At 68.9% G+C, this 26785-nt stretch carries 27 protein-coding genes and 2 tRNA genes; 11 read left to right on the top strand and 18 right to left on the bottom strand.

The genetic code is table 11. The features are described from left to right. Nucleotides 1–3 precede the first annotated feature (3 nt). The 4 genes from ACFWSK_RS23740 to ACFWSK_RS23725 form a co-directional block, all read right to left on the bottom strand. Complete coding sequence (locus ACFWSK_RS23740) at nt 4–348, bottom strand: rhodanese-like domain-containing protein (RefSeq protein WP_383789600.1); 345 nt, start codon at nt 346–348, stop codon at nt 4–6. A 46-nt stretch (nt 349–394) separates the two neighbouring features. Continuing rightward, nucleotides 395–1378 (bottom strand): hypothetical protein, encoded by a 984-nt coding sequence (locus ACFWSK_RS23735; RefSeq protein ID WP_383789597.1) that lies wholly within the window; start codon nt 1376–1378, stop codon nt 395–397. Between the two features lie 58 nt (nt 1379–1436). Beyond that, nucleotides 1437–2897 carry a DUF2252 domain-containing protein gene (locus ACFWSK_RS23730; protein ID WP_383789595.1) on the bottom strand — a complete coding sequence of 487 codons (1461 nt, stop codon included), beginning with the start codon at nt 2895–2897 and terminating at the stop codon, nt 1437–1439. 159 nt (nt 2898–3056) lie between these two features. Beyond that, nucleotides 3057–4172, bottom strand: coding sequence for a hypothetical protein (locus ACFWSK_RS23725; protein WP_383789592.1), 1116 nt, complete (start codon nt 4170–4172; stop codon nt 3057–3059). A gap of 107 nt (nt 4173–4279) precedes the next feature. Between ACFWSK_RS23725 and ACFWSK_RS23720 the strand changes: the two genes are divergently transcribed. Further along, nucleotides 4280–4729 (top strand): MarR family winged helix-turn-helix transcriptional regulator, encoded by a 450-nt coding sequence (locus ACFWSK_RS23720; RefSeq protein WP_383789589.1) that lies wholly within the window; start codon nt 4280–4282, stop codon nt 4727–4729. A gap of 160 nt (nt 4730–4889) precedes the next feature. Here the strand turns inward: ACFWSK_RS23720 and ACFWSK_RS23715 are convergent. Continuing rightward, nucleotides 4890–4972: transfer RNA gene (locus ACFWSK_RS23715), tRNA-Leu, on the bottom strand. A 315-nt stretch (nt 4973–5287) separates the two neighbouring features. Between ACFWSK_RS23715 and ACFWSK_RS23710 the strand changes: the two genes are divergently transcribed. The 6 genes from ACFWSK_RS23710 (at nt 5288) to pknB (ending at nt 13383) form a co-directional block, all read left to right on the top strand. Then, nucleotides 5288–6172 carry an FhaA domain-containing protein gene (locus tag ACFWSK_RS23710; protein ID WP_383789587.1) on the top strand — a complete coding sequence of 295 codons (885 nt, stop codon included), beginning with the start codon at nt 5288–5290 and terminating at the stop codon, nt 6170–6172. Nucleotides 6173–6182: 10 nt separating this feature from the next. Next, nucleotides 6183–6704, top strand: coding sequence for an FHA domain-containing protein (locus ACFWSK_RS23705; RefSeq protein WP_382725982.1), 522 nt, complete (start codon nt 6183–6185; stop codon nt 6702–6704). Nucleotides 6705–6833: 129 nt separating this feature from the next. Continuing rightward, the gene (locus ACFWSK_RS23700) at nt 6834–8345 is read left to right on the top strand and encodes a PP2C family protein-serine/threonine phosphatase (protein WP_383789584.1); all 1512 of its coding nucleotides are present in this window, start codon (nt 6834–6836) and stop codon (nt 8343–8345) included. Between the two features lie 20 nt (nt 8346–8365). Next, complete coding sequence (locus tag ACFWSK_RS23695; RefSeq protein WP_383789581.1) at nt 8366–9766, top strand: FtsW/RodA/SpoVE family cell cycle protein; 1401 nt, start codon at nt 8366–8368, stop codon at nt 9764–9766. After that, nucleotides 9763–11217, top strand: coding sequence for a peptidoglycan D,D-transpeptidase FtsI family protein (locus tag ACFWSK_RS23690; RefSeq protein WP_383789578.1), 1455 nt, complete (start codon nt 9763–9765; stop codon nt 11215–11217). The genes ACFWSK_RS23695 and ACFWSK_RS23690 overlap by 4 nt, the downstream gene beginning before the upstream one ends. Before the next feature lie 165 nt (nt 11218–11382). After that, on the top strand, nt 11383–13383 hold the full coding sequence (gene pknB, locus ACFWSK_RS23685) for a Stk1 family PASTA domain-containing Ser/Thr kinase (protein ID WP_383789574.1): 2001 nt from the start codon (nt 11383–11385) through the stop codon (nt 13381–13383). Between the two features lie 119 nt (nt 13384–13502). Here pknB and ACFWSK_RS23680 read toward each other — a convergent pair whose 3' ends face one another. Genes ACFWSK_RS23680 through ACFWSK_RS23655 form a run of 6 tightly spaced genes read right to left on the bottom strand, consistent with a single transcriptional unit; the run spans nt 13503 to nt 18017 of the window. After that, complete coding sequence (locus ACFWSK_RS23680; RefSeq protein ID WP_383789571.1) at nt 13503–14231, bottom strand: class E sortase; 729 nt, start codon at nt 14229–14231, stop codon at nt 13503–13505. A 25-nt stretch (nt 14232–14256) separates the two neighbouring features. Then, nucleotides 14257–15672: a class E sortase gene (locus ACFWSK_RS23675; protein ID WP_383789568.1), complete on the bottom strand. Its 1416-nt coding sequence runs from the start codon at nt 15670–15672 to the stop codon at nt 14257–14259. Further along, on the bottom strand, nt 15669–16307 hold the full coding sequence (locus tag ACFWSK_RS23670) for an aminodeoxychorismate/anthranilate synthase component II (RefSeq protein ID WP_383789565.1): 639 nt from the start codon (nt 16305–16307) through the stop codon (nt 15669–15671). The genes ACFWSK_RS23675 and ACFWSK_RS23670 overlap by 4 nt, the downstream gene beginning before the upstream one ends. Further along, the gene (locus ACFWSK_RS23665) at nt 16304–16492 is read right to left on the bottom strand and encodes a hypothetical protein (RefSeq protein WP_383789562.1); all 189 of its coding nucleotides are present in this window, start codon (nt 16490–16492) and stop codon (nt 16304–16306) included. Before ACFWSK_RS23665 ends, ACFWSK_RS23670 begins: the two co-directional genes overlap by 4 nt. A gap of 56 nt (nt 16493–16548) precedes the next feature. Beyond that, complete coding sequence (locus ACFWSK_RS23660) at nt 16549–17229, bottom strand: class E sortase (RefSeq protein WP_383789559.1); 681 nt, start codon at nt 17227–17229, stop codon at nt 16549–16551. Between the two features lie 20 nt (nt 17230–17249). Continuing rightward, the gene (locus ACFWSK_RS23655) at nt 17250–18017 is read right to left on the bottom strand and encodes a DUF881 domain-containing protein (protein ID WP_383789557.1); all 768 of its coding nucleotides are present in this window, start codon (nt 18015–18017) and stop codon (nt 17250–17252) included. Nucleotides 18018–18158: 141 nt separating this feature from the next. Between ACFWSK_RS23655 and crgA the strand changes: the two genes are divergently transcribed. Next, on the top strand, nt 18159–18413 hold the full coding sequence (gene crgA / locus ACFWSK_RS23650) for a cell division protein CrgA (protein WP_383789554.1): 255 nt from the start codon (nt 18159–18161) through the stop codon (nt 18411–18413). A gap of 348 nt (nt 18414–18761) precedes the next feature. Here the strand turns inward: crgA and ACFWSK_RS23645 are convergent, their stop codons facing one another. Continuing rightward, entirely contained in the window at nt 18762–19655 is an 894-nt protein-coding gene (locus ACFWSK_RS23645; protein ID WP_383789551.1) for a rhomboid family intramembrane serine protease, read from the bottom strand. Between the two features lie 154 nt (nt 19656–19809). Next, a complete protein-coding gene (locus ACFWSK_RS23640; RefSeq protein WP_383789548.1) occupies nt 19810–20337 on the bottom strand; it encodes a peptidylprolyl isomerase in 528 nt (175 codons plus the stop codon). A gap of 286 nt (nt 20338–20623) precedes the next feature. On the opposite strand from ACFWSK_RS23640, the gene ACFWSK_RS23635 reads away from it, so the two are divergent. Further along, the gene (locus ACFWSK_RS23635; protein WP_383789545.1) at nt 20624–21343 is read left to right on the top strand and encodes a DUF5324 family protein; all 720 of its coding nucleotides are present in this window, start codon (nt 20624–20626) and stop codon (nt 21341–21343) included. Between the two features lie 247 nt (nt 21344–21590). Here ACFWSK_RS23635 and ACFWSK_RS23630 read toward each other — a convergent pair. Further along, nucleotides 21591–21663, bottom strand: a tRNA-Ala gene (locus tag ACFWSK_RS23630). A gap of 171 nt (nt 21664–21834) precedes the next feature. Between ACFWSK_RS23630 and ACFWSK_RS23625 the strand changes: the two genes are divergently transcribed. Both ACFWSK_RS23625 and ACFWSK_RS23620 read left to right on the top strand, forming a co-directional pair. Then, the gene (locus tag ACFWSK_RS23625; protein ID WP_328911234.1) at nt 21835–22383 is read left to right on the top strand and encodes a DNA-binding protein; all 549 of its coding nucleotides are present in this window, start codon (nt 21835–21837) and stop codon (nt 22381–22383) included. A 72-nt stretch (nt 22384–22455) separates the two neighbouring features. Then, a complete protein-coding gene (locus ACFWSK_RS23620) occupies nt 22456–23880 on the top strand; it encodes a serine/threonine protein kinase (RefSeq protein WP_383789543.1) in 1425 nt (474 codons plus the stop codon). 33 nt (nt 23881–23913) lie between these two features. Here ACFWSK_RS23620 and ACFWSK_RS23615 read toward each other — a convergent pair whose 3' ends face one another. From ACFWSK_RS23615 to ACFWSK_RS23600, 4 genes are all read right to left on the bottom strand, one after another. Next, nucleotides 23914–25254, bottom strand: coding sequence for a hypothetical protein (locus ACFWSK_RS23615; RefSeq protein WP_383789541.1), 1341 nt, complete (start codon nt 25252–25254; stop codon nt 23914–23916). Next, complete coding sequence (locus tag ACFWSK_RS23610; protein WP_383789538.1) at nt 25251–25952, bottom strand: hypothetical protein; 702 nt, start codon at nt 25950–25952, stop codon at nt 25251–25253. Before ACFWSK_RS23610 ends, ACFWSK_RS23615 begins: the two co-directional genes overlap by 4 nt. Before the next feature lie 49 nt (nt 25953–26001). Then, nucleotides 26002–26346, bottom strand: a complete 345-nt coding sequence (locus ACFWSK_RS23605; protein ID WP_383789535.1) for a hypothetical protein — start codon at nt 26344–26346, stop codon at nt 26002–26004. A 210-nt stretch (nt 26347–26556) separates the two neighbouring features. Beyond that, entirely contained in the window at nt 26557–26691 is a 135-nt protein-coding gene (locus ACFWSK_RS23600; RefSeq protein WP_208809277.1) for a DLW-39 family protein, read from the bottom strand. Nucleotides 26692–26785 lie beyond the last annotated feature (94 nt).

Here is a 26785-nt window from a genome sequence, read left to right as displayed (position 1 = left end):
CCCTCAGAGGACGAAGGCCGGGCTCGTGCCGTCCGCGACCATCGGCCGTCCGGCACCGTCCCACGCCTGCATGCCGCCGTCGATGTTCACCGCGTCGATGCCCTGCTGGACCAGGTACTGCGTCACCTGGGCCGACCGGCCGCCGACCCGGCACATCACATGGACACGCCGCCCGTCCTCCGCCGCCTCGGTCAGTTCACCGAAGCGGCCCACGAAGTCGCTCATGGGGATGTGCAGCGCACCCTCGACATGCCCGGCCGCCCACTCGTCGTCCTCCCGGACGTCCAGCACGAAGCCGTCCGACGGCACTGCCGCAGCATCCACCGAGGGCAGCGGGGCGAAATTCATGGGTCATGCCTTCTCTCGTACGCGCACGGCAGGGACACCCGAAACGCTACTGCACCAGGTCCGCCAGTTCGGCCTCACGCTGAGAAACCTCAGCCAGCAGCTTCTCGCCGATGTCCTCGAGCAGCCGGTCCGGGTCGTCGGGAGCCATGCGCAGCATCGACCCGATGGCGCTCTGCTCCAGCTCCTGGGCCAGCACCGTCAGCAGTTCCTTGCGCCGGCTGAGCCACTCCAGCCGTGCGTACAGCTCTTCGCTCTCGCTGAACCGGGCCTCGGGTGCGACCGGACCGGTCTCCCATTCCTGGACCAGCTCCCGCAGCTGCGCCTCGTCCCCACGCCCGTAGGCGGCGTTCACCCGGGTGATGAACTCGTCGCGGCGCTCCCGCTCCTTCTCGTCCGGCGCGAGATCCGGGTGCGCCTTGCGTGCCAGCTCGCGGTAGAGCTTGCGGGCCTCCTCGCTGGGCCTGACCCGCTTGGGCGGCCGGACGGGCTGCTCGGTGAGCATCGCGGCGGCCTCGGGAGACAGACCGTCGGAGTCCATCCAGTCGTGGAACAGCTCCTCGACCCCCGGCATCGGCATGACGATCGCGCGCGCCTCCTGGGCCTTGCGCACATCCTCCGGATCTCCGGTCCGGGACGCACGGGCCTCCGCGATCAGCGCGTCCAGCTCGTCGAGCCGGGCGTACACCGGGCCGAGCTTCTGGTGGTGCAGCCGGGAGAAGTTCTCGACCTCGACCCGGAAGGTCTCCACCGCGATCTCGAACTCGATCAACGCCTGCTCGGCCACCCGCACAGCCCTGGCGAGCCGGTCCTCCGGACGGGGCGCCGCCCCCTCCACCGGGGCCGCACCACCCTCCGCCGAGGCAGCATCGCCCCTGGCAGCATCGCCCCCGGCCGGGGCCGCACCGTCCGCGCCGTGGGGCCGGCCGTCCTGCGACGCGTCCTGCGCGTCGTGCGGCTCGTCCTGCCGGTCGTTGTCCTGCCGGTCATCGTCGTTCCGGGTGGTTGGCACCCCGGCGGCTTCGTGGGTCACCCGTCCAGCGTATGGCCAGGACCGGCGCCCCGCGGACGTCCGGTCGCCGGGATCTCCGTCAGACGCCGAGCTCGGCGGCTATCCGCCCCGCCGCGACGGCCCGCACCAGCTCGGCATGATCCGCTTCCGTCCGGTCGGCATACGTCACGGCGAAGGACGCCATCGCCTCGTCCAGCTCGCTGTTCTTGCCGCAGTAACCCGCCAGCAGACGGGGGTCGGCGCTGTGCGCGTGGGCGCGTGCCAGCAGCGCACCGGTCATCCGCCCGTAGTCGTCGACCTGTTCGGCCGCGAGTGCCGCCGGGTCCACGCTGCCCTTGCGGTTCCTGAACTGACGGACCTGGAAGGGCCTCCCCTCGACGTCGGCCCAGCCGAGCAATATGTCGCTGACGACCTGCATCCGCTTCTGTCCGAGCACCACCCTGCGCCCTTCGTGCGCGATCTCGGCCACGTCGAAGCCAGCCTGCGGCAGATAGGGCGCCAGCGCGGAGGGCCGGGCCTCCTTCACCTGAAGCACCAGCGGCTCGCCCCGGTGATCCAGCAGCAGCACCACATAGGACCGCGTCCCGACGCTTCCAGTGCCGACCACCCGGAACGCCACATCGTGGATGGCGTACCGGGCCAGCAGCGGCACCCGGTCCTCGGAGACCGTACTCAGATAGCCGCCGAGCCCCGCGGCGACTGCCGCGGCCTCCTCGTCCGGCACCCGGCGCAGCACCGGCGGAGCATCGATGAAGCGGCGCCCGCCGTCCCCGGAGTCCTCCGTGGACCTGGCTGCGAACCGGGCGCTCGTGTTGTTCCTCGCCTTTTCCGAGACCCTCTCCAGAGTCCCGACGAGGTCCCGCGCGTCCGTGTGCGAGACGAGCTCCTCGTCCGCGATCGCGTTCCACGCGTCGAGCGCCGGCAGTCCGGCCAGCAGCCGCATCGTCCGCCGGTAGGCGCCCACCGTGTCGTACGCACCCTTGCGGCAGGTGGCCTCGTCGGCACCGGCCTCACGGCCCGCGAGCACCAGCGAGGTGGCGAGCCGCTTGAGGTCCCACTCCCACGGGCCGAAGACCGTCTCGTCGAAGTCGTTCAGATCGATGACGAGATTTCCGCGCGCGTCTCCGTACAGACCGAAGTTGGCCGCATGCGCGTCCCCGCAGATCTGCGCACCCACCCCGGTGACCGGCGTGCCCAAGAGGTCGTGGGCCATCAGGCCCGCCGAGCCGCGCATGAAGGCGAACGGGGTGGCCGCCATCCGCCCCACCCTTATCGGCGTCAGCCCGGGCACACGGCCGCGGTTCGACTCCTCGACCGCCTGAACGGCGTCGGGCCGGCCGGGAGGCAGGACCAGCGAGCTGTGCGCCGACCGCTCCACCTTGCCCCTCAGCGCCTTGCCCGCGGCCTTCAGCGACCCGTTGGCCCCCGCCGAAGCGGGCGAGCCCAGTGCCGCGCGCCGCGCGAACCCGGGCACGACCGGAATGCGTGCGGCACCCGCCCCGCTCCGCTGTCCCCATGCAGTCGTATCGATCTCACTCATGGAACGCCGCCTCCCCCGTCTTCCGGCCGTCCGCCATCAATTCCCGATGACGGTACCGCCGTTCGCCGACAAGCGTCCGCCCCTGTGGACAAGTCCCCGATCACCCTGTGGACAACAGCGAGCAGGTCGTGATTCCGCCGGTCAGACGATCCCGCCCGGTCAGACGACGACGGCCTCCTCCATCTCCTCCTCGGCATCCTCATCGGTACCGGCACCGATCTGCCGCGCTTCCGGCCGCTCCTCCGGCCGGGCCCCCTCCGCAATCGGGGGGACCGGAGCCACGACAGCCCGACGCCGCTGCGCCTCCGCCCGGCCGGCCATGCCCATGAGGGCCAGACCCGCCACGAACCACAGCGTGAGCACCAGCAGGTGCCCGCCCAGCGCATGGCCACCGAAGTACACATGGCTGCGCACGCCCTCGACGAAGCCCGCGCCGTTCCAGAACGAGTGAAGTGCGCCGAAGAACCCGGGCTGCACCTCGGGCCGGAAGATGCCGCCGGAGCTGGTGAAGTTGAGCATGACGAACAGCACCATCAGGCTCAGCGTCGTCCAGCGCTTGAGGAAGGTGTGCAGTCCGACACCGATCAGCAGGATGCCCGCCGAGTAGAGCCAGGCCATCGCCCAGAGCCCACCGAGCCCGTGGTCCACCAGGCCGAAGACCGGTCCGGCGAGCGCCATGCCGATCACGCTCACCACGAGCGAGGCCCCCGCCGCCAGTGCGGCCCTGATCCACAACGCCAGCGCCGCGCCCGCACCGCCGATCACCGCGACCGACGCGTACGAGCCGATGCTCAGCACGACCAGCAGGAAGAAGATGCCCTGCCCCGTCGCGTCCCCGTCCGCCGACGGCGCCACGTCCGTCACCATCAGCGGCTCGCCCTGTTCGGCCGCCACCCTGGTGAAGACCTTCTCCACCACCGTGGCGCTGGTGTCCGACGAGGCGGAGGCCACGAGAAGCTCCGGGCTCTTCCCCGGCAGGTACGCCCCGTAACTCGCCTGCGTGCTCAAGTGGTCCTCGGCGGTTGCGCGGTCGGCCACCGTACGCACGCTCAGTGCGCCGTCACCCTTGTCCTGCAGTGTCTGGGCGAGTACCTGGGCGCTCGGGCCCGAGCCCACCACATCGACCCTCATGTCGTGCGGTGCCGGGGCATGGAAGGCGCCCAGGTAGGCGAAGCCCATGCCCACGCACATCAGCAGCGGGGTGACGAGATGGCTCAGCACATGGCGCAACACGGCGGCCGGTGAGCCGGAGGCGTTGTTCGGGCCTGCGGACATCGAGAACAGCTCCAATGGTTGGCTTTTACAACTGCAAGTTCCGTTGTACTATACAACTGAAATCCGGCAGAGGCGGATTCCGGAAAGGTGAACTGGAAGGTGAAGCGGTGACAGGCACACCCGGGGAACGCGAAGAGTCGCTCGACGTCATTCAGCGCGAGCTGACCGCCTTCGCGCGCCGCGCCCGATCGGCAGCCGCACGACTGCACCCGCAACTGCCGCTGGTCTCGTACACCCTGCTGGCCCATATCGACGAACAGCACGGCTGCCGCGCCGCCGATCTGGCCGCGCACTACATGCTCGACAAGTCGACCGTCAGCCGACAGATCGGAGCCCTGGAAAAGCTGGGCCTGGTCGAGCGTCACTCGGACCCCGCCGATCACCGCATCCAGGTGCTGCGCCCCACCGAGGCCGGAACGCAGGCCCTCGCATCGACCAAGGCCAGCCGCCGGGCCGCTTACCGGCAACGGCTCGGGGACTGGACGGCGGAAGACCTCTCCCAGTTCGCGCGGTACCTGCTGCGCTACAACTCCGCCGGCGAGGCAGCGGCTGAGTAGCGGTACCCGCGCCCACCTGCCACCCGCCGCCCGCTCGGCTCAAAGCGGGCGTTTCACGTGAAACAGGCCACTGTCGCGCAACGAAAAACGGCCGCCACCGGGATTCCGATGACGACCGTTCCTGCGTTACCACCAAGCACCAACCATCGGTGCTTCGTTGTGCGCGAGGGGGGATTTGAACCCCCACGTCCCTAAGGACACTGGCACCTGAAGCCAGCGCGTCTGCCGTTCCGCCACTCGCGCATGAGTGTTGTTTTGAGACTCTCTCACCGTTTGGTGTGAGCGCCTGGCGACATCCGGAAGATTAGCACGATGGACTGGGTGGATTCACATCCGTTGTTTTGGCGAACACATGTGGGGAAGCGGGAACGCGGAGCGCCGCCCCCCACTCCTCCTGATCGCACCCCGCGTGCGGGACACTGTGAGGAGGCCACCTCTACGATCCATGTGAGGGGTGACACTCATCCACTGGGCAGACAAGGGGAACCAGCCGATTTCCCGACGCGTGGATACGATCAGTAAGCGGTACAGGGACGACGACACCGGAGGAGGTGCCCCATGGGAGTCATGAAGCGTTTCGAGCAGCGTCTCGAAGGTCTGGTCAATGGCACCTTCGCCAAGGTCTTCAAGTCCGAGGTCCAGCCGGTGGAGATCGCGGGCGCCCTCCAGCGCGAGTGCGACAACAACGCCACGATCTGGAACCGCGAGCGGACCGTCGTCCCCAACGACTTCATCGTCGAACTGAGCACCCCCGACTACGACCGGCTCAGCCCGTACTCCGGACAGCTCGGGGACGAGCTCTCCGGCCTCGTACGGGACTACGCCAAGCAGCAGCGCTACACCTTCATGGGCCAGATCAAGGTCCACCTGGAGAAGGCCGACGACCTCGACACCGGGCTCTACCGTGTCCGCAGCCGGACGCTCGCGTCGAGTTCGTCACAGCAGGGTCAGCCCGGACAGCCGGCCGGCCCTCCCCAGCACGTACAGCCGAACCGGCCAGGCCCGGGGCGGCCCGCCGCCCCGCAGGCACCCGGCGGTTACGGCTACCCCCCGACCGCCGCACCTCCCATGCCCGCGGCCCCGCCGCCCGGCGCAGGACGGCCCGGCGGTCCCTCGAACGACCGGCGCCCACCGAGCACGCCCGGCCCCCTGCCGGACGCACAGGTACGGCGCTGGATCGAGATCAATGGCACCCGCCATCAGATCTCCCGCCCGACGCTGGTGCTGGGTCGCAGCACCGAAGCCGACGTGCGGATCGACGATCCCGGCGTCTCGCGCCGGCACTGTGAGATCCGGACCGGAACGCCCTCGACGATCCAGGATCTCGGGTCTACCAACGGCATCGTGGTAGACGGGCAGCACACCACCCGCGCTACGCTCCGCGACGGCTCGCGGATCGTCGTGGGCAGCACCACCATCGTTTACCGGCAAGCCGAAGGGTGAAGCGGGGGCAATGTCAGAGCTGACCCTGACGGTCATGCGGCTAGGTTTCCTAGCCGTTCTGTGGCTGTTCGTGATCGTGGCCGTCCAGGTCATCAGAAGCGACCTGTTCGGAACGCGCGTAACGCAGCGCGGCTCACGCCGCACTGCCGCCGACGCGCGCCCGCAGCAGGGGCGCCAACCATCCGCTGCTGCTGCTCCACCGCAGCAACGCCAGCAGCCCGGGCGCCAGCGCCGCGGGGCACCCACCAAGCTGGTCGTCTCCGAAGGCACCCTCACCGGTACTACGGTGGCGCTCCAGGGCCAGACCATCACCCTGGGCCGGGCGCACGACTCAACGATCGTGCTGGACGACGACTACGCGTCCAGCAGGCATGCCAGGATCTACCCGGACCGTGACGGCCAGTGGATCGTCGAGGATCTCGGGTCCACCAATGGCACGTATCTCGACCGGACCCGACTCACCACCCCGACGCCTGTTCCGCTGGGCGCGCCGATCCGCATCGGCAAGACCGTCATCGAGCTGCGGAAGTAGTACGACAATGAGCGAGCGGAGCGAGCGAGCCGCGGCGGTCCTTACGACGGACGCTGCCCGGCTCCCGACCGGAGGGTGGGCAGTGTGGCTCGAGACCGGCTGTACCCCGAGCCGACGGGCGAGGTGCGCATGAGCTTGTCCCTGCGCTTCGCCGCCGGATCGCACAAGGGCATGATCCGGGAAGGCAACGAGGACTCCGGCTACGCCGGCCCTCGCCTCCTCGCCATCGCCGACGGCATGGGCGGCCAGGCGGCCGGAGAGGTCGCCAGCTCAGAGGTGATCTCCACGCTCGTCCAGCTCGACGACGACGTGCCGGGTTCCGACATCCTGACCTCGCTCGGCACAGCGGTCCAGCGGGCCAATGACCAGCTGCGTCTGATGGTCGAGGAGGACCCCCAGCTGGAGGGCATGGGCACCACGCTCACCGCCCTGCTCTGGACCGGTCAGCGCCTCGGCCTCGTCCACGTCGGCGACTCCCGCGCCTATCTTCTGCGCGACGGAGTGCTGACGCAGATCACCCAGGACCACACCTGGGTGCAGCGCCTCGTCGACGAGGGCCGGATCACCGAGGAAGAGGCCACCACCCACCCGCAGCGCTCCTTGCTGATGCGGGCACTGGGCAGCGGCGACCACGTCGAACCCGATCTCTCCATCCGTGAGGTCCGGGCCGGCGACCGCTATCTGATCTGTTCCGACGGACTTTCCGGCGTCGTCTCCCACCAGACGATGGAAGAGACCCTGGCCAGCTACCAGGGCCCGCAGGAGACCATCCAGGACCTCATCCAGCTCGCTCTGCGCGGCGGCGGTCCCGACAACATCACCTGCATCGTGGCCGACGTCCTGGACGTCGACAGCAACGACACCCTGGCCGCTCAGCTCAACGACACCCCGGTCATCGTCGGAGCGGTCGCCGAGAACCAGGCCGCCCAGCACAACGACGGCGGGGCCATGCAGACCCCGGCGGGACGCGCGGCCGGACTGGGCCGCCCCGTCCCGCCGCCCGCCGGCGGCTTCGGCCCGCCCGGCAGCGGAGACGACAACGGTTACGGCGGAGCGCCGGACGGCGCCTTCGGTTCGTACACCGACGACGACCTCACCAAGCCGCGTCGCGGCGGCCGGAGGTGGCTGAAGGGGTCCCTGTACGTAATCCTGGCGCTCGCCGTCATCGGCGGCGGTCTGTACGGCGGCTACCGCTGGACGCAGACGCAGTACTACGTGGGTGCGAAGGGCGAGAACGTCGCCCTGTACCGCGGCATCAGCCAGGACCTCGCCTGGGTATCGCTCTCGAAGGTCGCGAAGGACCACCCCGAGATCGAACTGAAGTACCTCCCGCCCTACCAGCGCAAGCAGGTCGAGGCGACCATCGCCGAGGGCAGCCTCGCCGATGCCCGCAAGAAGGTCGGCGAACTCGCCGCCCAGGCATCCGCCTGCAAGAAGGACGCCCAGCGCCGCGCAGCCGAGGCCGAGGCCGACGCCCGCACCGGCGAGGGCCAGGCAGGGGGCACCGCCGGTGCACCCGCAGACAAGACTTCCGCCACGTCCGCCGCCACGGGGACCACGCAGACCGCAGCGACTCCCACTCCCGGCCCCAGCCTCTCGGAGGAAGAGAAAAAGCTGGTCCCGCAGTGCGGTAAGCAGTAAGCCGTAGGGGGCCCCAGCACATGAGCGTTGTCACCAACACGACCACCATCGGCGCGATCGACGCACCGAGCCGCCGCAACACCGAGCTGGCGCTTGTCGTCTTCGCCGTCGTCATCTCGGTGTTCGCCTACGCCAACGTGGGCCTCGCGATCAACGGCGAGCTGCCCTCCGGCATGCTCGGATACGGGGCCGGGCTCGCCCTCCTCGGCGGCGTGGCCCACCTCGCGGTGCGGAGGTTCGCCAAGTACGCCGATCCGCTGCTGCTGCCGCTGGCGACGCTGCTCAACGGCCTCGGCCTGGCGCTCATCTGGCGCCTGGACCAGTCGGAGCGGCTGCTTCGGCTTCCCAGCTTCGCGCCCGCCGCCTCCAAGCAGTTGATCTTCTCGGCCATGGGCGTTGCCCTGTTCATCGGCGTACTGATCCTGCTCAAGGATCACCGCATCCTCCAGCGCTACACCTACATCTCCATGGTGGTCGCGCTGGTTCTGCTGATCCTGCCGATGTTCTTCCCGGCACAGTTCGGCGCGAAGATCTGGATCACGATCCCGGGCCTCGGGTCCATCCAGCCCGGCGAATTCGCGAAGATCATCATCGCGGTGTTCTTCTCCGGATACCTGATGGTCAAGCGCGATGCCCTGGCGCTCGCCAGCCGCCGCTTCATGGGCATGTACCTCCCGCGCGGCCGGGACCTCGGACCGATCCTGATGATCTGGGCGATGTCCATCCTGATCCTGGTCTTCGAGACCGACCTCGGCACCTCGCTCCTCTTCTTCGGAATGTTCGTCGTCATGCTGTACGTGGCGACCGAGCGCACCAGCTGGATCGTCTTCGGGCTGGCCATGTCGGCGGCGGGCGCCGTCGGCGTCGCCTCCTTCGAACCGCACGTGCAGGACCGCGTCACCGCCTGGCTCGACCCCTTCGGCGGCTGGAACACCCATGCGGCCAGCGAGCAGATGGCCCAGGTGCTGATGTCCTTCGGCTCCGGCGGCACGCTCGGCACCGGACTGGGCCAGGGCAACTCCGACCTCATCCTGTTCGCCGCGAACACCGACTTCATCCTCGCCACCGTGGGCGAGGAACTCGGGCTCGCGGGCATGATGGCGTTCCTCCTCCTGTACGGGCTCATCGTCGAGCGCGGCGTACGCACCGCACTGGCGGCCCGTGACCCGTTCGGCAAGCTGCTGGCCATCGGGCTCTCCGGTGCCTTCGCGATCCAGGTCTTCGTCGTCGCCGGCGGCGTCATGGGACTCATCCCGCTGACCGGTATGACCATGCCGTTCCTCGCGGCCGGTGGCTCGTCCGTGATCGCCAACTGGGCGCTGATCGGCATCCTGATCCGTATCAGCGACACCGCACGCCGCCCCGCTCCGGCGCCCGCGCCCTCCACCGATGCCGAAATGACCCAGGTGGTCCGGCCGTGAACAAGCCTCTGCGCCGGATCGCGATCTTCTGCGGAGTCCTCGTCCTCGCCCTGCTGGTCCGGGACAACTGGCTCCAGTACGTCCGCGCGGACGAGCTGAACAATCACAAGCACAACCGCCGCGTCCAGATCGAGCGATACGCGCACGAGCGCGGCAACATCATCGTCGACGGCAATCCCGTCACCGGCTCCGTCGAGACCACCGGCAGCGACTTCAAGTACAAGAGGGTCTGGAAGGACGGCCCCCTGTGGGCGCCCGTCACCGGGTACTCCTCCCAGGCATTCGACGCCTCCCAGCTGGAGAGCCTCGAGGACGGCATCCTCACCGGCAACGACGATCAGCTCTTCTTCGACCGGACGCTGTCGATGTTCACCGGCGAGAAGAAGACCGGCGGCAACATCGTCACCACGCTGAACGGCGCCGCCCAGAGGGCCGCCTTCAAGGGCCTCGGCAGCAAGAAGGGCGCAGTCGCGGCGATCGACCCGCAGACCGGCGCCATCCTGGCTCTGGCCAGCACCCCTTCGTACGATCCCTCGGTCTTCGCGGGCAACTCGCTCAAGGACTCGGACGCCCGGCAGAAGCTCCTCAAGGACAAAGACAAGCCGATGCTCAACCGGGCCCTGCGGGAGACCTACCCGCCCGGCTCGACGTTCAAGGTCGTCACCGCCGCCGCGGCGCTGGAGAACGGCCTGTACGACGACATCGACGCGAAGACCGATTCCCCGCTTCCCTGGACGCTGCCCCAGACCACCGTCCCGCTGAAGAACGAGGGCAACATCCCGTGTGAGAACGCCTCTCTCCGGGAAGCGCTCCGCTGGTCCTGCAACAGCGTCTTCGGCAAGGTGAGCGACGACCTCGGCAACGAGAAGATGATCGAGCAGACCGAGAAGTTCGGCTTCAACAAGGAGATCTTCACTCCGGTCCGCGCCGACGCCAGCATCTACCCCAAGGACAACCGGCCGCAGAACGCGATGGCGGGCATCGGCCAGGCGTCAAACCGCACCACCCCGCTCCAGATGGCCATGGTCGCCTCCGCGATCGCCAACGACGGCAAGCTCATGCAGCCGTACATGGTCGCCGAGCGCCAGGCGCCCAACCTGGACGTCATCTACACCCACGAGAAGGAGCAGCTCGGTCAGCCGCTCTCGGGGGAGAACGCCCAGAAGGTCCAGCAGATGATGGAGACCGTCGTCAGCGAGGGCACGGGAACCAACGCCCGGATCGACGGCGTCACAGTCGGAGGCAAGACCGGTACCGCCCAGCACGGTCTCAACAACAGCGAGAAGCCGTACGCCTGGTTCATCTCGTACGCCAGGACCGACAGCGGCTCCCCGGTCGCCGTGGCGGTGGTGGTCGAGGACGGCAACGCCAACCGGGACGACATCTCCGGTGGCGGACTGGCCGCCCCCATCGCCAGGAATGTGATGAAGGCGGTCATCGACAGCAAGTGAGGCCCGTCACAGCGGCCGTCCTACCAGCACATTGGGATACCGGTCAGATATCAGCTGACGGGGGCGGGCCGATCACATAGGGCGTGCCCGGTAGCGTATGCGCGAACAGCGCACCGCCGGACCACACACGGGTGCGGTCGGGACTGACGGAGAGGGCTGGAACGTATGGAAGAGCCGCGTCGCCTCGGCGGCCGGTACGAGCTGGGCTCGGTGCTCGGCCGTGGTGGCATGGCCGAGGTCTACCTCGCGCACGACACCCGGCTCGGCCGCACCGTCGCCGTGAAGACGCTGCGGGCCGATCTGGCCCGCGATCCGTCCTTCCAGGCCCGGTTCCGCCGTGAGGCCCAGTCCGCCGCCTCGCTCAACCACCCCGCGATCGTCGCTGTCTACGACACCGGCGAGGACTACGTCGACGGGGTCTCCATCCCGTACATCGTGATGGAGTACGTCGACGGGTCGACGCTCAGGGAACTGCTGCACTCCGGTCGCAGGCTGCTGCCCGAGCGCACCCTCGAGATGACGGTGGGCATCCTCCAGGCGCTGGAGTACTCGCACCGCGCCCAGATCGTCCACCGCGACATCAAGCCGGCGAACGTCATGCTGACGCGCACCGGGCAGGTCAAGGTCATGGACTTCGGCATCGCCCGGGCCATGGGCGACTCCGGCATGACGATGACGCAGACCGCCGCCGTCATCGGCACCGCCCAGTACCTCTCCCCGGAGCAGGCCAAGGGCGAGCAGGTCGACGCGCGCTCCGACCTGTACTCCACGGGCTGCCTGCTCTACGAGCTGCTCGCGGTCCGGCCCCCGTTCATAGGGGACTCACCTGTCGCGGTCGCCTACCAGCACGTACGGGAAGAGCCTCAGCCGCCGAGCAACTTCGACCCCGAGATCACGCCCGAGATGGACGCGATCGTGTTGAAGGCCCTCACCAAGGACCCCGACTACCGGTACCAGTCCGCCGACGAGATGCGGGCCGACATCGAGGCATGCCTCGACGGTCAGCCGGTCGCGGCCACGGCGGCGATGGGCGCGGCCGGCTACGGCGGTTACGGCGGCTACGGCCAGGACCAGCCCACGACCGCCCTGCGCCAGGCCGACCCGAACAACGCGCAGACATCCATGCTGCCGCCCGTCAGCGCGGACGACCACGGATACGACGACCGCCCGGACCGGCGGCGCCAGAACCAGAAGAAGAGCAGCACCTCGACGATCCTCCTGATCGTGGCGGGCATTCTGGTACTGATCGGCGCCATCCTGATCGGTAAGTCCGTCTTCGGTTCCAACGGAGGCGACAGCGGCCAGGTGGACGTGCCGAACATGGTCGGTTCGACCGTGCCGGAAGCGCAGAGACTCGCGGACAACGCCGGCGTCGTCCTCAAGGTCGGCGGCAAGGAACCCTGCGAGACCCAGGCGAAGGACAAGATCTGCAGCCAGTCGCCGGATACCGGCAACATGGCGGAGGGGGAGACCGTCACGGTCGTCGTCTCCAGCGGAGCGCCGAAGGTCGAGGTCCCCGACGTCACCGACGAGACCGAGGCCGACGCCCGCAAGGCGCTGGAGGAACAGGGCTTCTCGGTGACCGTCGAGTCGGTCGAGTCCGAGCAGACGCCGGACACGGTCGTCAAGCAGAACCCGGCGGGTGGCTCGAAGGCCCAGAAGGAGTCCGAGGTCACGATCACCGTGGCCAAGGAGAAGATGTACAACCTGCCCGACGTCCGCACCCGGACGTACGACGCGGCGCTGGCCCAGCTCAACGCTCTCGGCTTCGCCAACGTCTCGAAGGCGGAGGTCGACTCCAACGAGCCGGTGGGCACGGTCCTGGAGCAGACCCCGACCGGGCCGAGCAAGCAGGCCAAGGACGTCCAGATCGTCCTGAAGGTCTCCAAGGGCCCGCCGCAGCCGGAGCAGGTCACCATCCCCGGCGACCTCCTGGGCAAGAAGTACCAGGACGTGAAGGGCCAGCTGGAGGGCCTCGGTCTGGTGGTCGCGCTCGCCCCCGGCGCCGTGGACAAGCCGAACGCCATCGTGGCCAACAGCAACCCGGGCGGCAACGCCCCGGTGGCGAAGGGCAGCACGGTCACCCTGTTCACCGTCGACGGTGGTGGCGGGGGCGGTGGGGACGACGGCGGCGGCCTCTTCGGCGGCCTGGGCGCCCGGGACTGACCCGTAACCCCGCACGGCAGGCACCACCCGCACCACCCGGCACGCTCGAAGGGCCCCGTTCACCGACCTGGTGGAACGGGGCCCTTCGCGGTAACGCGGCGCCGGAGGGGCTGGCGGCCTCAGCGCAGCTCGACCGGCTCGGTCCTGTCCCGGTCGACCTTCTCCGTACGCACCAGCTCGCCCCACACGATGTAGCGGTACTTCGACGTGTAGACCGGCGTGCAGGTCGTCAGCGTGATGTAGCGGCCGGGCTTGGTCACGCCCGACTCCTTCGGCACCGGCTGAATCACGCCGACGTTGAACTTCGACGTTTCGGGGAGCTTCTTGTAGACCTTGTAGACGTACCAGGTGTCCCGGGTCTCGAAGACGACCGAGTCGCCCGTCTTCACCTTGTGGATGTTGTGGAACTTGGCGCCGTGCCCGTCCCGGTGCGCGGCAAGCGTGAAGTTGCCCTGCTCGTCCCAGGGAAGGGCCGACTTCACGGGGTCCGTGTAGTAACCCGCGATGCCGTTGTTCAGCGCCTTGATGTTGGTGCCCTTCTTGACCAGCACCTCGCCGTTCTTCATGGCGGGGACATGCAGGAAGCCGATGCCGTCCTTGGTGTCCAGGGCTCCCGGGCCGCCCGCCCAGCGGTCGCGGATCGTGTTGCCCTGCTTGTCGGCCGCGCGGTCGGCGAGGACGTTGGTCCACCACAGGGAGTAGACGACGAAGAGGCCGAGCACCAGGCCCGCGGTGATCAGCAGCTCACCGAAGACGCTGATGGCGGTGGCGACGGGGTGGCGTCCGCCGGGGCGTGCCGTAGGCACGGACTCGCCGTTCCGCGCTTCGTGCTCGGTCCTCGTTGCCACCGCACCGCCCCTGTCGTGATGATGTTCAGCCCACGAGCGCGTCGGGCTTCCCCTTGCTGCGCGGCCGTTCGTCGACCATCTTGCCCCAGACGATCAATCGGTACGTACTCGTGAATTCCGGCGTACAGGTCGTCAGGGTGAGGTACCGGCCCGGCCCGGTGAACCCCGAACCGACAGGGACGGGGGCGATCACCGAGACGTTGGAGGGTGACGTCTGGGGAAGGGTCCGCGTCATCTCGTACGTGTAGTACGTGTCCTGCGTCTCGACGACGATCGGGTCACCGGGCCGCAGTTTGTTGATGTAGCGGAACGGTTCCCCATGGGTGTTCCGGTGGCCCGCCACCGAGAAGTTGCCCTGCTTCGCCGACGGCATCGCGGTCTTCAGCTTGCCTTCGCCGTAGTGACCGATCATCCCGCGGTCGAGGACCTTCTCCTTGTCGATGCCTTCCGCGATCGGCGCGACGACGTCCAGTTTCGGAATGTGCATGATGGCGAAGCCCTGACCGGGCTCGAAGGCCCCGGGCTTGCGCTCCCCGTTCGCCCACTCGTCCTGGATCTTGTTCGTCTCCTTGCCGGCGATCAGGCCGGCCCGGATGTTGGTCCACCAGAGCTGGTACGTGACGAACAGCAGCATCAGCACGCCGAGCGAGATGAACACCTCGCCCACGACCCGGCTGGCGACGACGGCCGGGCTGTCCTTGGCCGCGCGGGCCGCCCTCCGCGCCTCGACCCGTGACATGGGGGCGGCGGGCCGGGCTGTTTCCAGTTCCGCCCCGGCCGCGGTCTCCGTACGTCGCCTGCCTCGCCCCTTCGCCGCCTTCCGGCGCTCGGCGCGTCCTCCGGTACGAGGTTCGGCCGCCACCGCCGGCGGCGGCGCGGGGTGTACGTCCGAGAGCTCCACGCCGGACAGCTCACCACCTGCCGCTGTACGTCGCGTATCGGCCGTACGGAGTGCGACCGTTTCGTCGTGCAAGGGAGTGTGGACGGTGGGCCGCACGGGGCGGGTCGCCTGAACGGGCGGAACGGCTGCCGGGCCGGGGGCAGGAGCAGGGGCCTGAGCAGAAGCAGGAGCAGGGGCCTGAGCAGAAGCAGGGGCGGGGGCCTGAGCAGGGGCCTGGACCGGCTCCTGTTGGCGGTACCAGTCCCGTTGGTAGCCTTCGGGGTCGTACCACTCCTTCGGGGCCTCCTGGGCCCGCTGGGGCCCCTGCTGAGCCTGCTGCGCCTGGGGGAGCTGGGGTGCCTGTTGTGCTTGTGGTGCCGCCTCGTTGCCCGGGATGTTGCCCGCCCGGAACCAGGGTGAGGCGTGCTGCCCCGGCAAAGGGTCCGTCAGCGGATCCGCGAGCTGGTCGACCGCCGCCACGAACGTGCCATCGGCCTCGTACGCTCCCTGCGCGTACGGGCCTTCGTCTCCGGCACCTCGTTCGGGGCGGAGTCCGCTCACGCGGCGGCCTTGCCCACCACCGGCGCGAGCCCCTCGGACCTCGCCACGGCCCCCGTGTCACCGCACTGCGCCAGCCAGTTGGCGAGCATCAGGTGGCCGTGCTCGGTGAGCACCGACTCCGGGTGGAACTGCACGCCCTCCACCGCCAGTTCACGGTGACGCAGTCCCATGATGATGCCGTCCGCCGTGCGCGCCGTGACCTCCAGCTCGGGCGGAACCGTGCCTGGTTCGGCCGCGAGCGAGTGATAGCGCGTGGCGGTGAAGGGGGAGGGGAGTCCCGCGAACACGCCCTTGCCCTCGTGGGTCACGGGGGAGGTCTTGCCGTGCAGCAGCTCCGGGGCGCGGTCCACCACACCGCCGTACGCGACGGCCATCGACTGCATACCGAGACAGACACCGAACACCGGAATGCCCGTGTCCGCGCAGTGGCGCACCATGTCGATGCAGACCCCGGCCTGCTCGGGAGCGCCGGGTCCCGGCGACAGCAGGACTCCGTCGAAGCCGTCCTGGGCGTGGGCGGGCGTCACCTCGTCATTGCGCAGGACCTCGCACTCGGCGCCGAGCTGGTAGAGGTACTGGACGAGGTTGAAGACAAAGCTGTCGTAGTTGTCGACGACGAGAATGCGTGCGCTCACTGACCGGTCCCCGCTCCACTGGTGCCTTCGCCGTCCACCGTGACATCACCGAACGGAAGCAGCGGCTCCGCCCAGGGGAAGACGTACTGGAAGAGCGCATAGACAACAGCCAGGACCAGCACGAGCGAGATGACTGCCCGCACCCACGCGTTGCCCGGCAGATGCCGCCAGATCCAGCCGTACATGCTGTCCCCTCCATTCGGTACAGCACCAGACTAAAGGGCCGGGGCTCAGGCGTGGGTCAGCTGTGGAAAGCCGCCGGCCTGCCGTCGGTCACAGGCTGGGTGGCGTCCAGATGGGCCCAGGCGATCAGCCGGTGACTGCTGCCCCACTCGGGCTCGCACGTGGTCAGCGTGAGGTAGCGGCCCGGGCCGTCGAAACCGGACCTGACGGGCACGGGGTCGATGACCGCGGTGTCGCCCGGCACGGTCCGGTAGGGCTTCTTCCCGATGCGGTACGTGAACCAGGTCGCCCCGTCCGTCAGCACGACCGCGTCCCCGGGACGCAGCCGGGGGAAGTCCTTGAACGGGTCCCCGTACGTCCGCCGGTGGCCGGCCACCGCGAAGTTCCCTGTCGCCCCTAGACGCGCGGTCCCCGCGTAGTGGCCGAGCCCCTTCTGCAAGGTTCTGACCTTCGTGTTCTCCAGTACGGGCCACTCCCAGCCCTTGCCGAAGCGGGGGATGTACATCATCGCGAAGGGCTTTCCGTCCCGGTACCGCGGAGCCGGGGACGCCGGTGCGGGTGCCGGTGCGGACACGGCTCCCTGGGACCACTGGTTCTGGAGCGTGTCGATCTCGCCCTCGGTGGCTCCGGCCGCCTTCACGCCCGTCCAGAACAGCACGTAGAGGACGAAGAGGATGATCAGGGCGCCGACCGTGATGCACAGTTCGCTGAAACTTCTGACGATCAGTCGCACCGACACCGGCCGGCCTCCCCGGAGGACTACTCCACAGGCTTCGCGTAGTGGAGATCCACTGTGCCCGAGTAGCCGGGCAGAGTCACCCGGTCGTCCTCGTCGACTTTCCAGCCCAGTCCGTACGCCTTCACGTACAGCTGGTAGTTCTGGATAGCCGTGGAGTCGTTGAGCGCCTGCTTGAGCTTGTCCGGGTCACCCACCGCGGTGACCTTGTACGGCGGCGAGTAGACCCGGCCCTGGAGGATCAGGGTGTTGCCCACGCAGCGGACGGCACTCGTGGAGATCAGCCGCTGGTCCATGACCCGGATGCCGCGGGCTCCGCCCTGCCAGAGCGCGTTGACCACGGCCTGCAGGTCCTGCTGGTGAATGACCAGGTCATTGGGTTGCGGCTCGGGGTATCCGGGGTTGGCCGTGGCGTTCGGAGGGGCGTCGTCGAGCGTGACACCGACCGCTTCCCCGGTGATCTCCGTGGTGCCCGCAGCCCTCTCCAGCGCCTTGAGCTTGGCGTCCTCGGCCTTGGTGCTGCCGTCGTCGCGCTGGGCCAGGGTGTCGATGTCCTCGCGGAGCGTGGCGGTCGACTCGTTCAGTTCGGCGTTGTTCTGGCTGCGCTGCTGGATGAGGTCGGAGAGCTTCAGCAGCGAGGAGTCGGTACGGATGTCGGTGCCCTTGGCCGTGTTGGCACTGGTGACGAAGATCAGTCCGGCCAGGGCGAAAACGGCAGCGGTGAGCCCCCGGACCGGCCATCGCGAGGCGTGCCGGACCGGGCCTTCGGGAGAGTCGGCAGAATTGCTCAACGTACCCTTATCTCCTTAGGCGCCACGGAAGCACTACGCTAACGGACGCCCGGGGGCGGCATCACTCCCCCTCGTGCCCAGCCCCGGCGTCAGCCACAGTTCCCTGCGCGGTCACGCAGCGCATCGACAGGAGAGTTCCTCGTGCCGAAGTCACGTATCCGCAAGAAGGCCGATTTCACGCCCCCTCCGGCGAAGACGGCCACGAACATAAAGCTGACCAACCGCAGTTGGGTGGCGCCGGTGATGCTGGCGCTGTTCCTGATCGGTCTGGCCTGGATCGTCGTCTTCTACGTGACCGAGGGCGACCTGCCCCTCAAGGCACTGGGCAACTGGAACATCGTCGTGGGCTTCGGCTTCATCGCCGGCGGCTTCGGTGTGTCCACGCAGTGGAAGTAGCCCCACCCGGATCAGCCCCTCTTCCACAAGCCCTGCCCTGAGTTACCCACAGAGTTATCCACAGGTGGGGGAAAAGGTCAGACGATCTGTGGATAACCTACGTCGAAGTTGACGCCGGTGTGACTACACCCTCCCTCATCGAGGGAGGGCTCGCCCCTTGTCCTGACTGGAGAAACCCAGCTCAGCGACAAGGGGCACACCTGTTCCCCACGTAATGCACAAGATTCGGCACGCTCTGTGGACAACTCGGAGCCCGAAGGGCGGATTCCGCTCCGATCACGCCGAGGCACCGCCCTGGAGCCGCCCTGGAGCCGCTCAGGAGCCGCTCAGGAGCCGCTCAGGAGCCGCTCAGCTGAGCATGGCGGTCCGGGCGAGAACGATGGCGACGACCGCGACCAGGACCAGCCCACAGGTCCCGTACTGCACCAGATTCCGGCGCTCACGCGGTGCGTGCACCATGCCGACCGCGATCAGGACGCCCGCGATGAGACCACCGACGTGCGCCTCCCAGGCGATGCCGCCCCAGGTGAAGGTGAAGAGCAGGTTCAGCGCGAGGAGTGCGAGGACCGGCCGCATGTCGTAGTTCATCCGGCGCATCAGGACGACCGTGGCACCCAGCAGCCCGAAGATCGCGCCCGAGGCGCCGAGCGAGCCCTGCTGGGGCGCGGCGATCAGGTAGGTGAGGGCGCTGCCCGCCAGCCCGGAGAGCAGATAGAGCGCGAGGTAGCGGGCCCGTCCCAGGGCCGCTTCCAGCGGTCCGCCGAGCCACCACAGCCCCAGCATGTTGAAGGCGATGTGCCACACCTCCTGGTGCAGGAACATCGAGGTCAGCAGCCGGTACCCCTGCCCCTCGGCGACTCCCTCCAGCCCGTCGGAGGAGTACGCGCGGCCGAACAGCAGCAGATCATCGAGCAGCCACTCCCCTGCCGCCCACACCGCGATGAAGACCGCGACATTGATGCCGAGCAGGATCTTGGTGATCAGCCGCGGGTCCGCGGCCACCCTGCCGCCCGCGAGCGTACGGGGCTGGTTCGCGGCCGGGTGGTGCCCGGTGCCGGAGCCCTCACGGACACAGTCGGGGCACTGGAAGCCGACGGATGCGTTGACCATGCACTCGGTGCAGATCGGCCGCTCGCAGCGCGTGCAGCGGATGCCCGTCTCGCGGCCGGGGTGGCGGTAGCAGGTGGGAGGACCGCCGGAGACCGCGGACGGGTCCTGGCCTGCTGGCGGCTGCTGGTCCATCGGTCCTCGCCCTCGGTCGGTCCTGTCCTGACGGCGACGGACGCACCGACGCCCTGCTCGTCCGCTATGTAACAGTACGGACGAGCAGGGCGGTTGGTTCCCCGTGCACGGTTGGTTCCCCGTGCAGACGGGACCGATCAGCGCCGGGCCGGATTCAGCGGGTCTCGATGACCACGGACTCGATCACCACGTCCTGGATCGGGCGGTCGGTACGCGGGTTGGTCTGCACCGCCGCGATGGCGTCCACGACCTTCCTCCCGGCGTCGTTGGCGACCTCTCCGAAGATGGTGTGCTTGCCCGTCAGCCACGCGGTCGGCGACACGGTCAGGAAGAACTGCGAGCCGTTGGTGCCCGGACCGGCGTTGGCCATGGCAAGCAGGTAGGGCTTGTTGAAGCTGAGGTCCGGGTGGAACTCGTCACCGAACTCGTACCCCGGGCCGCCCGTGCCGTTGCCCAGCGGGTCGCCGCCCTGGATCATGAAGCCGCTGATGACCCGGTGGAAGACGGTGCCGTCGTACAGCGCGTCCGTGGACTTCTGCCCGGTCGCCGGGTGGGTCCACTCACGCTCACCCCTGGCGAGCTCGACGAAGTTCTTGACCGTCTTCGGCGCGTGGTTCGGCAGGAGCCGGATCTCGATGTCGCCCTGGTTGGTCTTCAAGGTGGCGTAAAGCTGCTCGGCCACAATCTGCCTTCCGTAAGTCCTCACTGACGTTCACCGATCCTCGCACGGAGGACCCACCACGCCGTCCGGCCACGGGTGCCCGTGCGGCCAAGTGCGCGACGACACGGCGCGTCCCGGACCGAACCGTGGCATTGTCGTCGCCACACTCCCCTTGCACCGCAATGTCCGCAGTAGCGATTCATGACCCGGATGCCCGCCCCGCATGCCACTCGGGGCACCGCCGGTGCATGATTTCGAATTGGGTGGAAAGGCGGAGTACCTATCCGCCACCAAGGAGGAGGATCTCGTGACCCGCATCGACAGCGTGCGCGCCGCAACCGACTCGGCGAGGGAGAGCGCGCAGCACGCCGCGGAAGTGGTGGCGCCCTATGCCGACACGGCCAAGGAACAGGCAGCGCACTACGCACACGAGGCGCGTGTGCGACTCGCGCCCAAGATGTCCAAGGCAGCCCACCAGGCTCGCGTCCAGTACGTGGCACACCTCGCACCACACATCGAACAGGCACGTACGCATGTGCCGCCCAAGGTGGACGTGGCCGCGCAACGCGCCGCGGTCCGGACCCGCCACGTCGCCCGGAGCGCCGCGGAGTACACCGCGCCGCGCGTCGAGCACGTCGTGTCCGTCGCCCAGCCGATGGCGGAGGAGGCCGCCGCACGCAGTGCGGCCGCGCTGGCGGCACTGCGCGGCCAGGTGACGGCCAAGGAGATCCAGCGGCTGGTCAAGAAGCACCAGCGACGGGCCAAGGCCGGCCGGCTGGCCAGGAATCTCACCGTGCTGGGCCTCGTCGCGGGTGGCGCCTACGCCGCGTGGAGGTGGTGGGACAAGCAGGCCAACCCGGACTGGCTCGTCGAGCCGCCCGCCCCCACGGAGGTGCCAGACGACCGCGCACCGCTGACCTCGGTCGACGGCAGCGGGCAGACGGTGTTCGACCCGGACGTCCAGCCCAAGCAGTCCGACGCCGAAGCGAACGGCCTGGACGGCACCGACCGCGACGACCGCCCCTGACCGGAGCGGGACCAGCACGACCCTCCAGGAACGAGAGGGGCGCCGGAAGACCTCGGTCTCCGGCGCCCCTCTCCGTATGCCGTCTCTCAAGGGAGGACGGGCTCCTTCTCCGACGGGCACATCGTCCGCACCCGCGAACAGGCGGACCGCCACGTGGTCACCCTGCGCAGCAGCGAGCACATCCAGGAATCCGACGAAAAATGCCCCCTGATCCGCGTTTCCGCAGGTCAGGGGGCATATATACGTGTGGAGCCTAGGAGATTCGAACTCCTGACATCTGCCTTGCAAAGGCAGCGCTCTACCAACTGAGCTAAGGCCCCGAAAAAGTGGACAGCACCGAACACGTCCGTGTCGCGGCGACCGTCGCAGACCAGAGTACCGGGTGACCCCCGGAATCCTGCAAAAGGATTGGGACTCCCGGTGGGCAACCACTCTCCGTAAGATGCGTGACGAGGTTCGCAGCAGCGAAGCCGCAGCGAAGGGGAGACGCAATGGACGCAGCGCAGCAAGAGGCGACGGCGAGAGCCAGAGAGCTTCAGCGCAGTTGGTACGGAGAGCCGCTGGGGGCGCTCTTCCGTCGGCTGATAGATGATCTCGGCCTGAACCAGGCCAGGCTCGCCGCGGTGCTCGGGCTGTCGGCTCCCATGCTCTCCCAGCTGATGAGCGGCCAGCGCGCCAAGATCGGCAACCCCGCGGTCGTACAGCGGGTGCAGGCGCTCCAGGAGTTGGCCAGTCAGGTCGCGGACGGCAGTGTCAGCGCGGGAGAGGCGACCGACCGGATGGAAGAGATCAAGAAGTCACAGGGCGGATCGGTCCTGACCTCCACCGGCCAGACCTCGACCACGGGCGGAGCGCCCACCGTCAGGCGCGTCGTCCGGGAGATCCAGTCCCTGCTGCGGTCGGTCGCCGCGGCGGGCGACATCATCGATGCGGCGGACTCCCTCGCCCCGACCCACCCGGAACTGGCAGAGTTCCTCAAGGTGTACGGCGCCGGGCGCACCGCCGACGCGGTCGCGCACTACGAAGGACACCAGAGCTGAGCACCCGGGCCGGGAGGCAGCTCCCCACAGCCGGGCAGGAGCCGAAACAGAACTGGGAGCGGACGCAGCGCAATGGGTGAGGTCTTCGCTGGTCGGTACGAACTGATCGATCCGATCGGACGTGGTGGGGTCGGTGCCGTCTGGCGTGCCTGGGACCACCGACGCCGCCGCTATGTGGCGGCCAAGGTCCTCCAGCAGAGCGACGCTCATACGCTGCTGCGCTTCGTACGCGAGCAGGCGCTGCGGATCGAGCATCCCCATGTGCTGGCCCCCGCGAGCTGGGCCGCCGACGACGACAAGGTCCTGTTCACCATGGATCTCGTCAGCGGCGGCTCGCTGGCCCATGTCATCGGTGACTACGGCCCGTTGCCGCCGCGCTTCGTCTGCATGCTCCTCGATCAGCTGCTGTCCGGGCTCTCGACGGTGCATGCGGAAGGAGTCGTGCACCGCGACATCAAGCCGGCCAACATCCTCATGGAGGCCACCGGGACGGGCAGGCCGCATCTGCGGCTCTCCGACTTCGGCATCTCGATGCGCAAGGGCGAGCCCCGCCTGACCGAGACCAACTACGTGGTGGGCACCCCCGGTTACTTCGCGCCCGAGCAGATGATGGGCGCCGAACCCGACTTCCCCGCCGACCTGTTCGCGGTCGGTCTCGTCGCGCTCTATCTGCTCCAGGGCAAGAAGCCCGACTCCCAGGCCCTGGTCGAACACTTCGCCTCGTACGGAACCCCGAGTGCCCCGCAGGGAATCCCCGAGCCGCTGTGGCAGGTTCTTGCCGGTTTGCTGCAACCCGACCCGCAGGCCCGCTTCCGGACGGCCACGGGTGCGCGCAAGGCCCTCACCGCGGCGGCCGAGATGCTGCCCGAGCCGGCCGAAGGCGAGGAGCCGGTGGAGGTCTTCGACCAGATCGGCCCGCTGCCGGCTGGATTCGGCCCCGCAGGCCCCCTCAACGCCCGTCAGACGGCCGAGCAGGCGCCCCTCCAGGCCGGTGCGCCCCACAATCCTCAGCAGGACTCACAGGCCCCACAGCACTCCGCTCAGCAGCCCTACACCCAGCAGCCGTACTCCCAGCCGTCCGGCGGCCAGCCGTCCGGCCCGCCCACGCCCGTCCCCGCGCCCATGTCGGAGACAGGCAGCTTCCACCTCGCGCCGCCTCCCCAGCAGACCGCGACACCGCACCACACGGCTCATCCTGCCGCCGCGCACTCTCCGCTCCAGGCGCAAACGGGCTCCCCCTTCCCCGCTGCCGCGCCGGATCTCGCCCAGGCCCCCACCACCGCGGTGCAGCACGATCCGTCTCCTACTCGTGCTTACACCGCACAGCACCCGCAGGTTCCCCATCCCGGCGCGCCGGTTTCACCGGCCCCCGTCCCGCACCACGGCGCACCCGCCCGCCAGACGCGTCCGGGACCGCCCCCGAAGGTGGCGATCCCGGTCCTGCTCGTCGCTCTGCTCTGTTTCGCAGTGGGTGTCTGGGCACTGACCCAGACCTGATCCGCAGGCCCCTGCCGTCCGCGGGGGCCCGGCCTACCAGGTCTGCGGCGGCCCGCCGTACGGCGGCTGCTGTCCGCCCGTGCCCGGTGGAACGGCGGCCGGAGCCGTGCGCCGCCTGGCCAGCAGCGTCCACGCCCCGAGCCCCAGCACCAGCACGGTGCCCGCGCCGAGCCCGGCCGCGGCCACCAGCTTCATCGTGTCGCTCTGAGCCGCCTGCGGGGCGCTCTGCCCGCTCCTGGCCATGTCCTTGTCCTCGTCGCTGACACCGAAGATGCCCGGTGCACCGGCGTACGGCGACGTCTTCGGGTCGTTGCGGACACTGACCTTCAGCCTCAGCGGAATCGCCTGGTCACCGTAGGACTTCGCGACCTTCGGGCTCAGCGTCACCGACAGGTAGTACCAGCCGGCGAAGCGCATGGCGCTGACATCGGACGCGGAGTCGAACCGGTTCCGGTAGTCCACCGGAGGCAGCGGGTCCAGGGAGACGGAGGCGGGCTCACCCGAGTAGGAGAGCGTCACGTCGTCGACGTGGCCCTGGGCCGGGTTCTCCAGCGACAGCGCGAGCGCGTTGCCCAGGTACTCGGTCGACTTGCTGTTGTTGCTCAGCGCGGCGCTGGCGAAGATCTGCTGTCCCCAGTCCACCGGCACCCGGTAGAAGCGGGTCTGACCAGGCGCGATCGTGTCGCGCCACTCGCCGGTCTCCAGTCCGGTGGCCTCGTAGACGCTGTTGCCGCCGGACCGCTTCCGCTGGCCCGTGGGAGGTGTGGGCGAGGCCGACGACCAGTTCTCCGGCGCCTCGGTCGCCTGCGCGTCAGCGGCCTTCGCCTCCGGCTCCGACTCGTACCGCAGCTCCAGGTCCCACTCGGCGGGAGACGACGTCGCGTTGCTCTTCCGCTCGATCAGTACGTTGTACTCGCCGCCTTCCCGGCAGATGCTGTTGCCCTTCTCGACGATCCGGTGCGCGTACGCGGCGATCGGGCGGGCGAATTCCGCCGAACCGAAGATCGCGTCCTCCGAGCTGCACTGGGTGTCATCGACGTCCCTGATGCTGATGGTGATGCCGTCCCCGTAGGCGACCTTGCCGCCCGACTCGGGCACCACCACCGCGGAGACGTAGGCACTGGTCTCGTCGTCGAGGTTCAGCCGGTAGTAGAGCTTCTGGCCCGGCTTGATCGCACTCCTGTAGACCGAACCGGAGGTCAGTTCCGACGCCTCGGCATTGGTCTCCGTGCCCCGCACCGTCCTCGCCTCGGGGTCGAAGGCGTACGGAGCCGGGTCGTCGGCCGCGTGCGCCTGACCCGGCAGCGCCGCCACCGCGCACATCGCCGCGATGGACGCGAGCGTCACCCGGCCCCTGTTGCGCTGCCTCTTCACGCGCTTCCCCTCGTCGTCTGCGTGGCCGCCCTGCGCCGACTGCGTACGAACACGAGCCCCGCGATCACAGCCACCACGGCGCCCGCTCCGGCAGCGGCCGCGATGCCGGTCCATCCTGCCCCGCCCGTACCGCCGCTGTCTTCGGCCGCAGTGGAATTGCCCTGATTGTCCGTCTTCTCGCCTTGTGCGCCCGCGCCCTTCCGCGCCAGGACAGGGGCACCGTGCTGCGGACCGGCCAGTTCGTCCCCGAGAACCGCCACCCTCAGTACGAAGCCGATCTGCGGATTCTCCGCAATCTCCGCGGCCTTTGCCGGCAGCGTCACGGCAATGCAGAAATCGCCCTCGCTGTGGACCGGCTGGACGACGGAGCGGTATTCGTAACGGTTGGTCCAGGCGACCGGGACCGATCCCATCCTGACCGCCGCGGGACGACCGCTGTACAGCGCCGTCGAGCTGAATTCACCGCGCCCCTCGCTGACGGGGAAGCGGGCCGGGGTGAACGACTGCGTCCCGCCGTACGAATAGGTGCCGGAAATCCCCTTCACCGTCGGCTCGTTGGCGAACTCCACGTCGTAACGGACCTGCTGGCCCCGCCCGGCCGACACCTTGTACCAGAGGGTCTGCGCGGGCAGGAGCCGGTCCCGCCACACGCCGTGGCCCAACTTCTCGGCACCGTTGAAGCCCGTGCCGCCCCGCACGTCACGCGGGTCTCCGGTCGGCAGTACGGCCTGCTTGCCACCCGGCGTGCTACCGCTTCTCGCCCGGCCCGATCGTGCCCAGGTACTGCCCTGGTACGAGGGCGGGGGCCTCGTCGCGGGTGGCGGCGCCCGCGATGCGCGCGCCCTTCAACCGGTAGTCGTCCGCGTAGAGTTGGGCCGCCCGCTGAAGCTGCCTCGCGAGTGCCGCGGCATCCGGGGCGTCGTAGTACCGCCCGTTGGCCGCCCGTGCGATGCACTCCAGCTGCTCGCGGGCCGCGCCCCGGACCTGGAAGCCCACGGTGTCGATCCGCAGCCCGGTCCCGTCCTTGCCGAGCCGCTCGGCGGCCTCGCAGGGCTGCGGCTTACCGCAGTCGAGGAACGCTCCGCCGGTCAACACCCCTGCCGTCGCAGTGCGTCGGCTCCTACGTGCCGTCACCCGTGCCCCCAGGCCGAAATCGCAGCAAGTTTGCTCTCGCAAGCTAGCGATTTGCGTAGGTGAACTCAAGGGCATCGCTGTCACGTTCCCGCAACAGCGGCAGCGGCCCCCGGACAGCACGAAGCCCCGGCCGCTCAGCGACCGGGGCTCGCAACGGACTGTTCCGTCTCACACACCCGAACCTGAGGGCACGGAGTCGGTCGCCTCCGTCCACAGATCCTGCTCGGCGCGATCCGCCTGGATCTGGCGGTACACGAGGAGCCCGCCGATGGCAGCCAGTGCGACCAGGAGAAGCTTCTTCACCGCGCGACCTCGTCTTTCCTTGGCGTAAGGGACTTCTGCCGCTCGACTATACACACCGGCCGATACCGATCGGTGACCTGCCTGGAACGCAACT

The sequence above is a fragment of the Streptomyces sp. NPDC058620 genome (assembly GCF_042717135.1).
In the GTDB taxonomy this organism is placed as follows: Bacteria; Actinomycetota; Actinomycetes; order Streptomycetales; family Streptomycetaceae; genus Streptomyces.
Note: the sequence above shows the minus strand (reverse complement) of the source record. Positions and strands in the feature narration are given on the sequence as shown.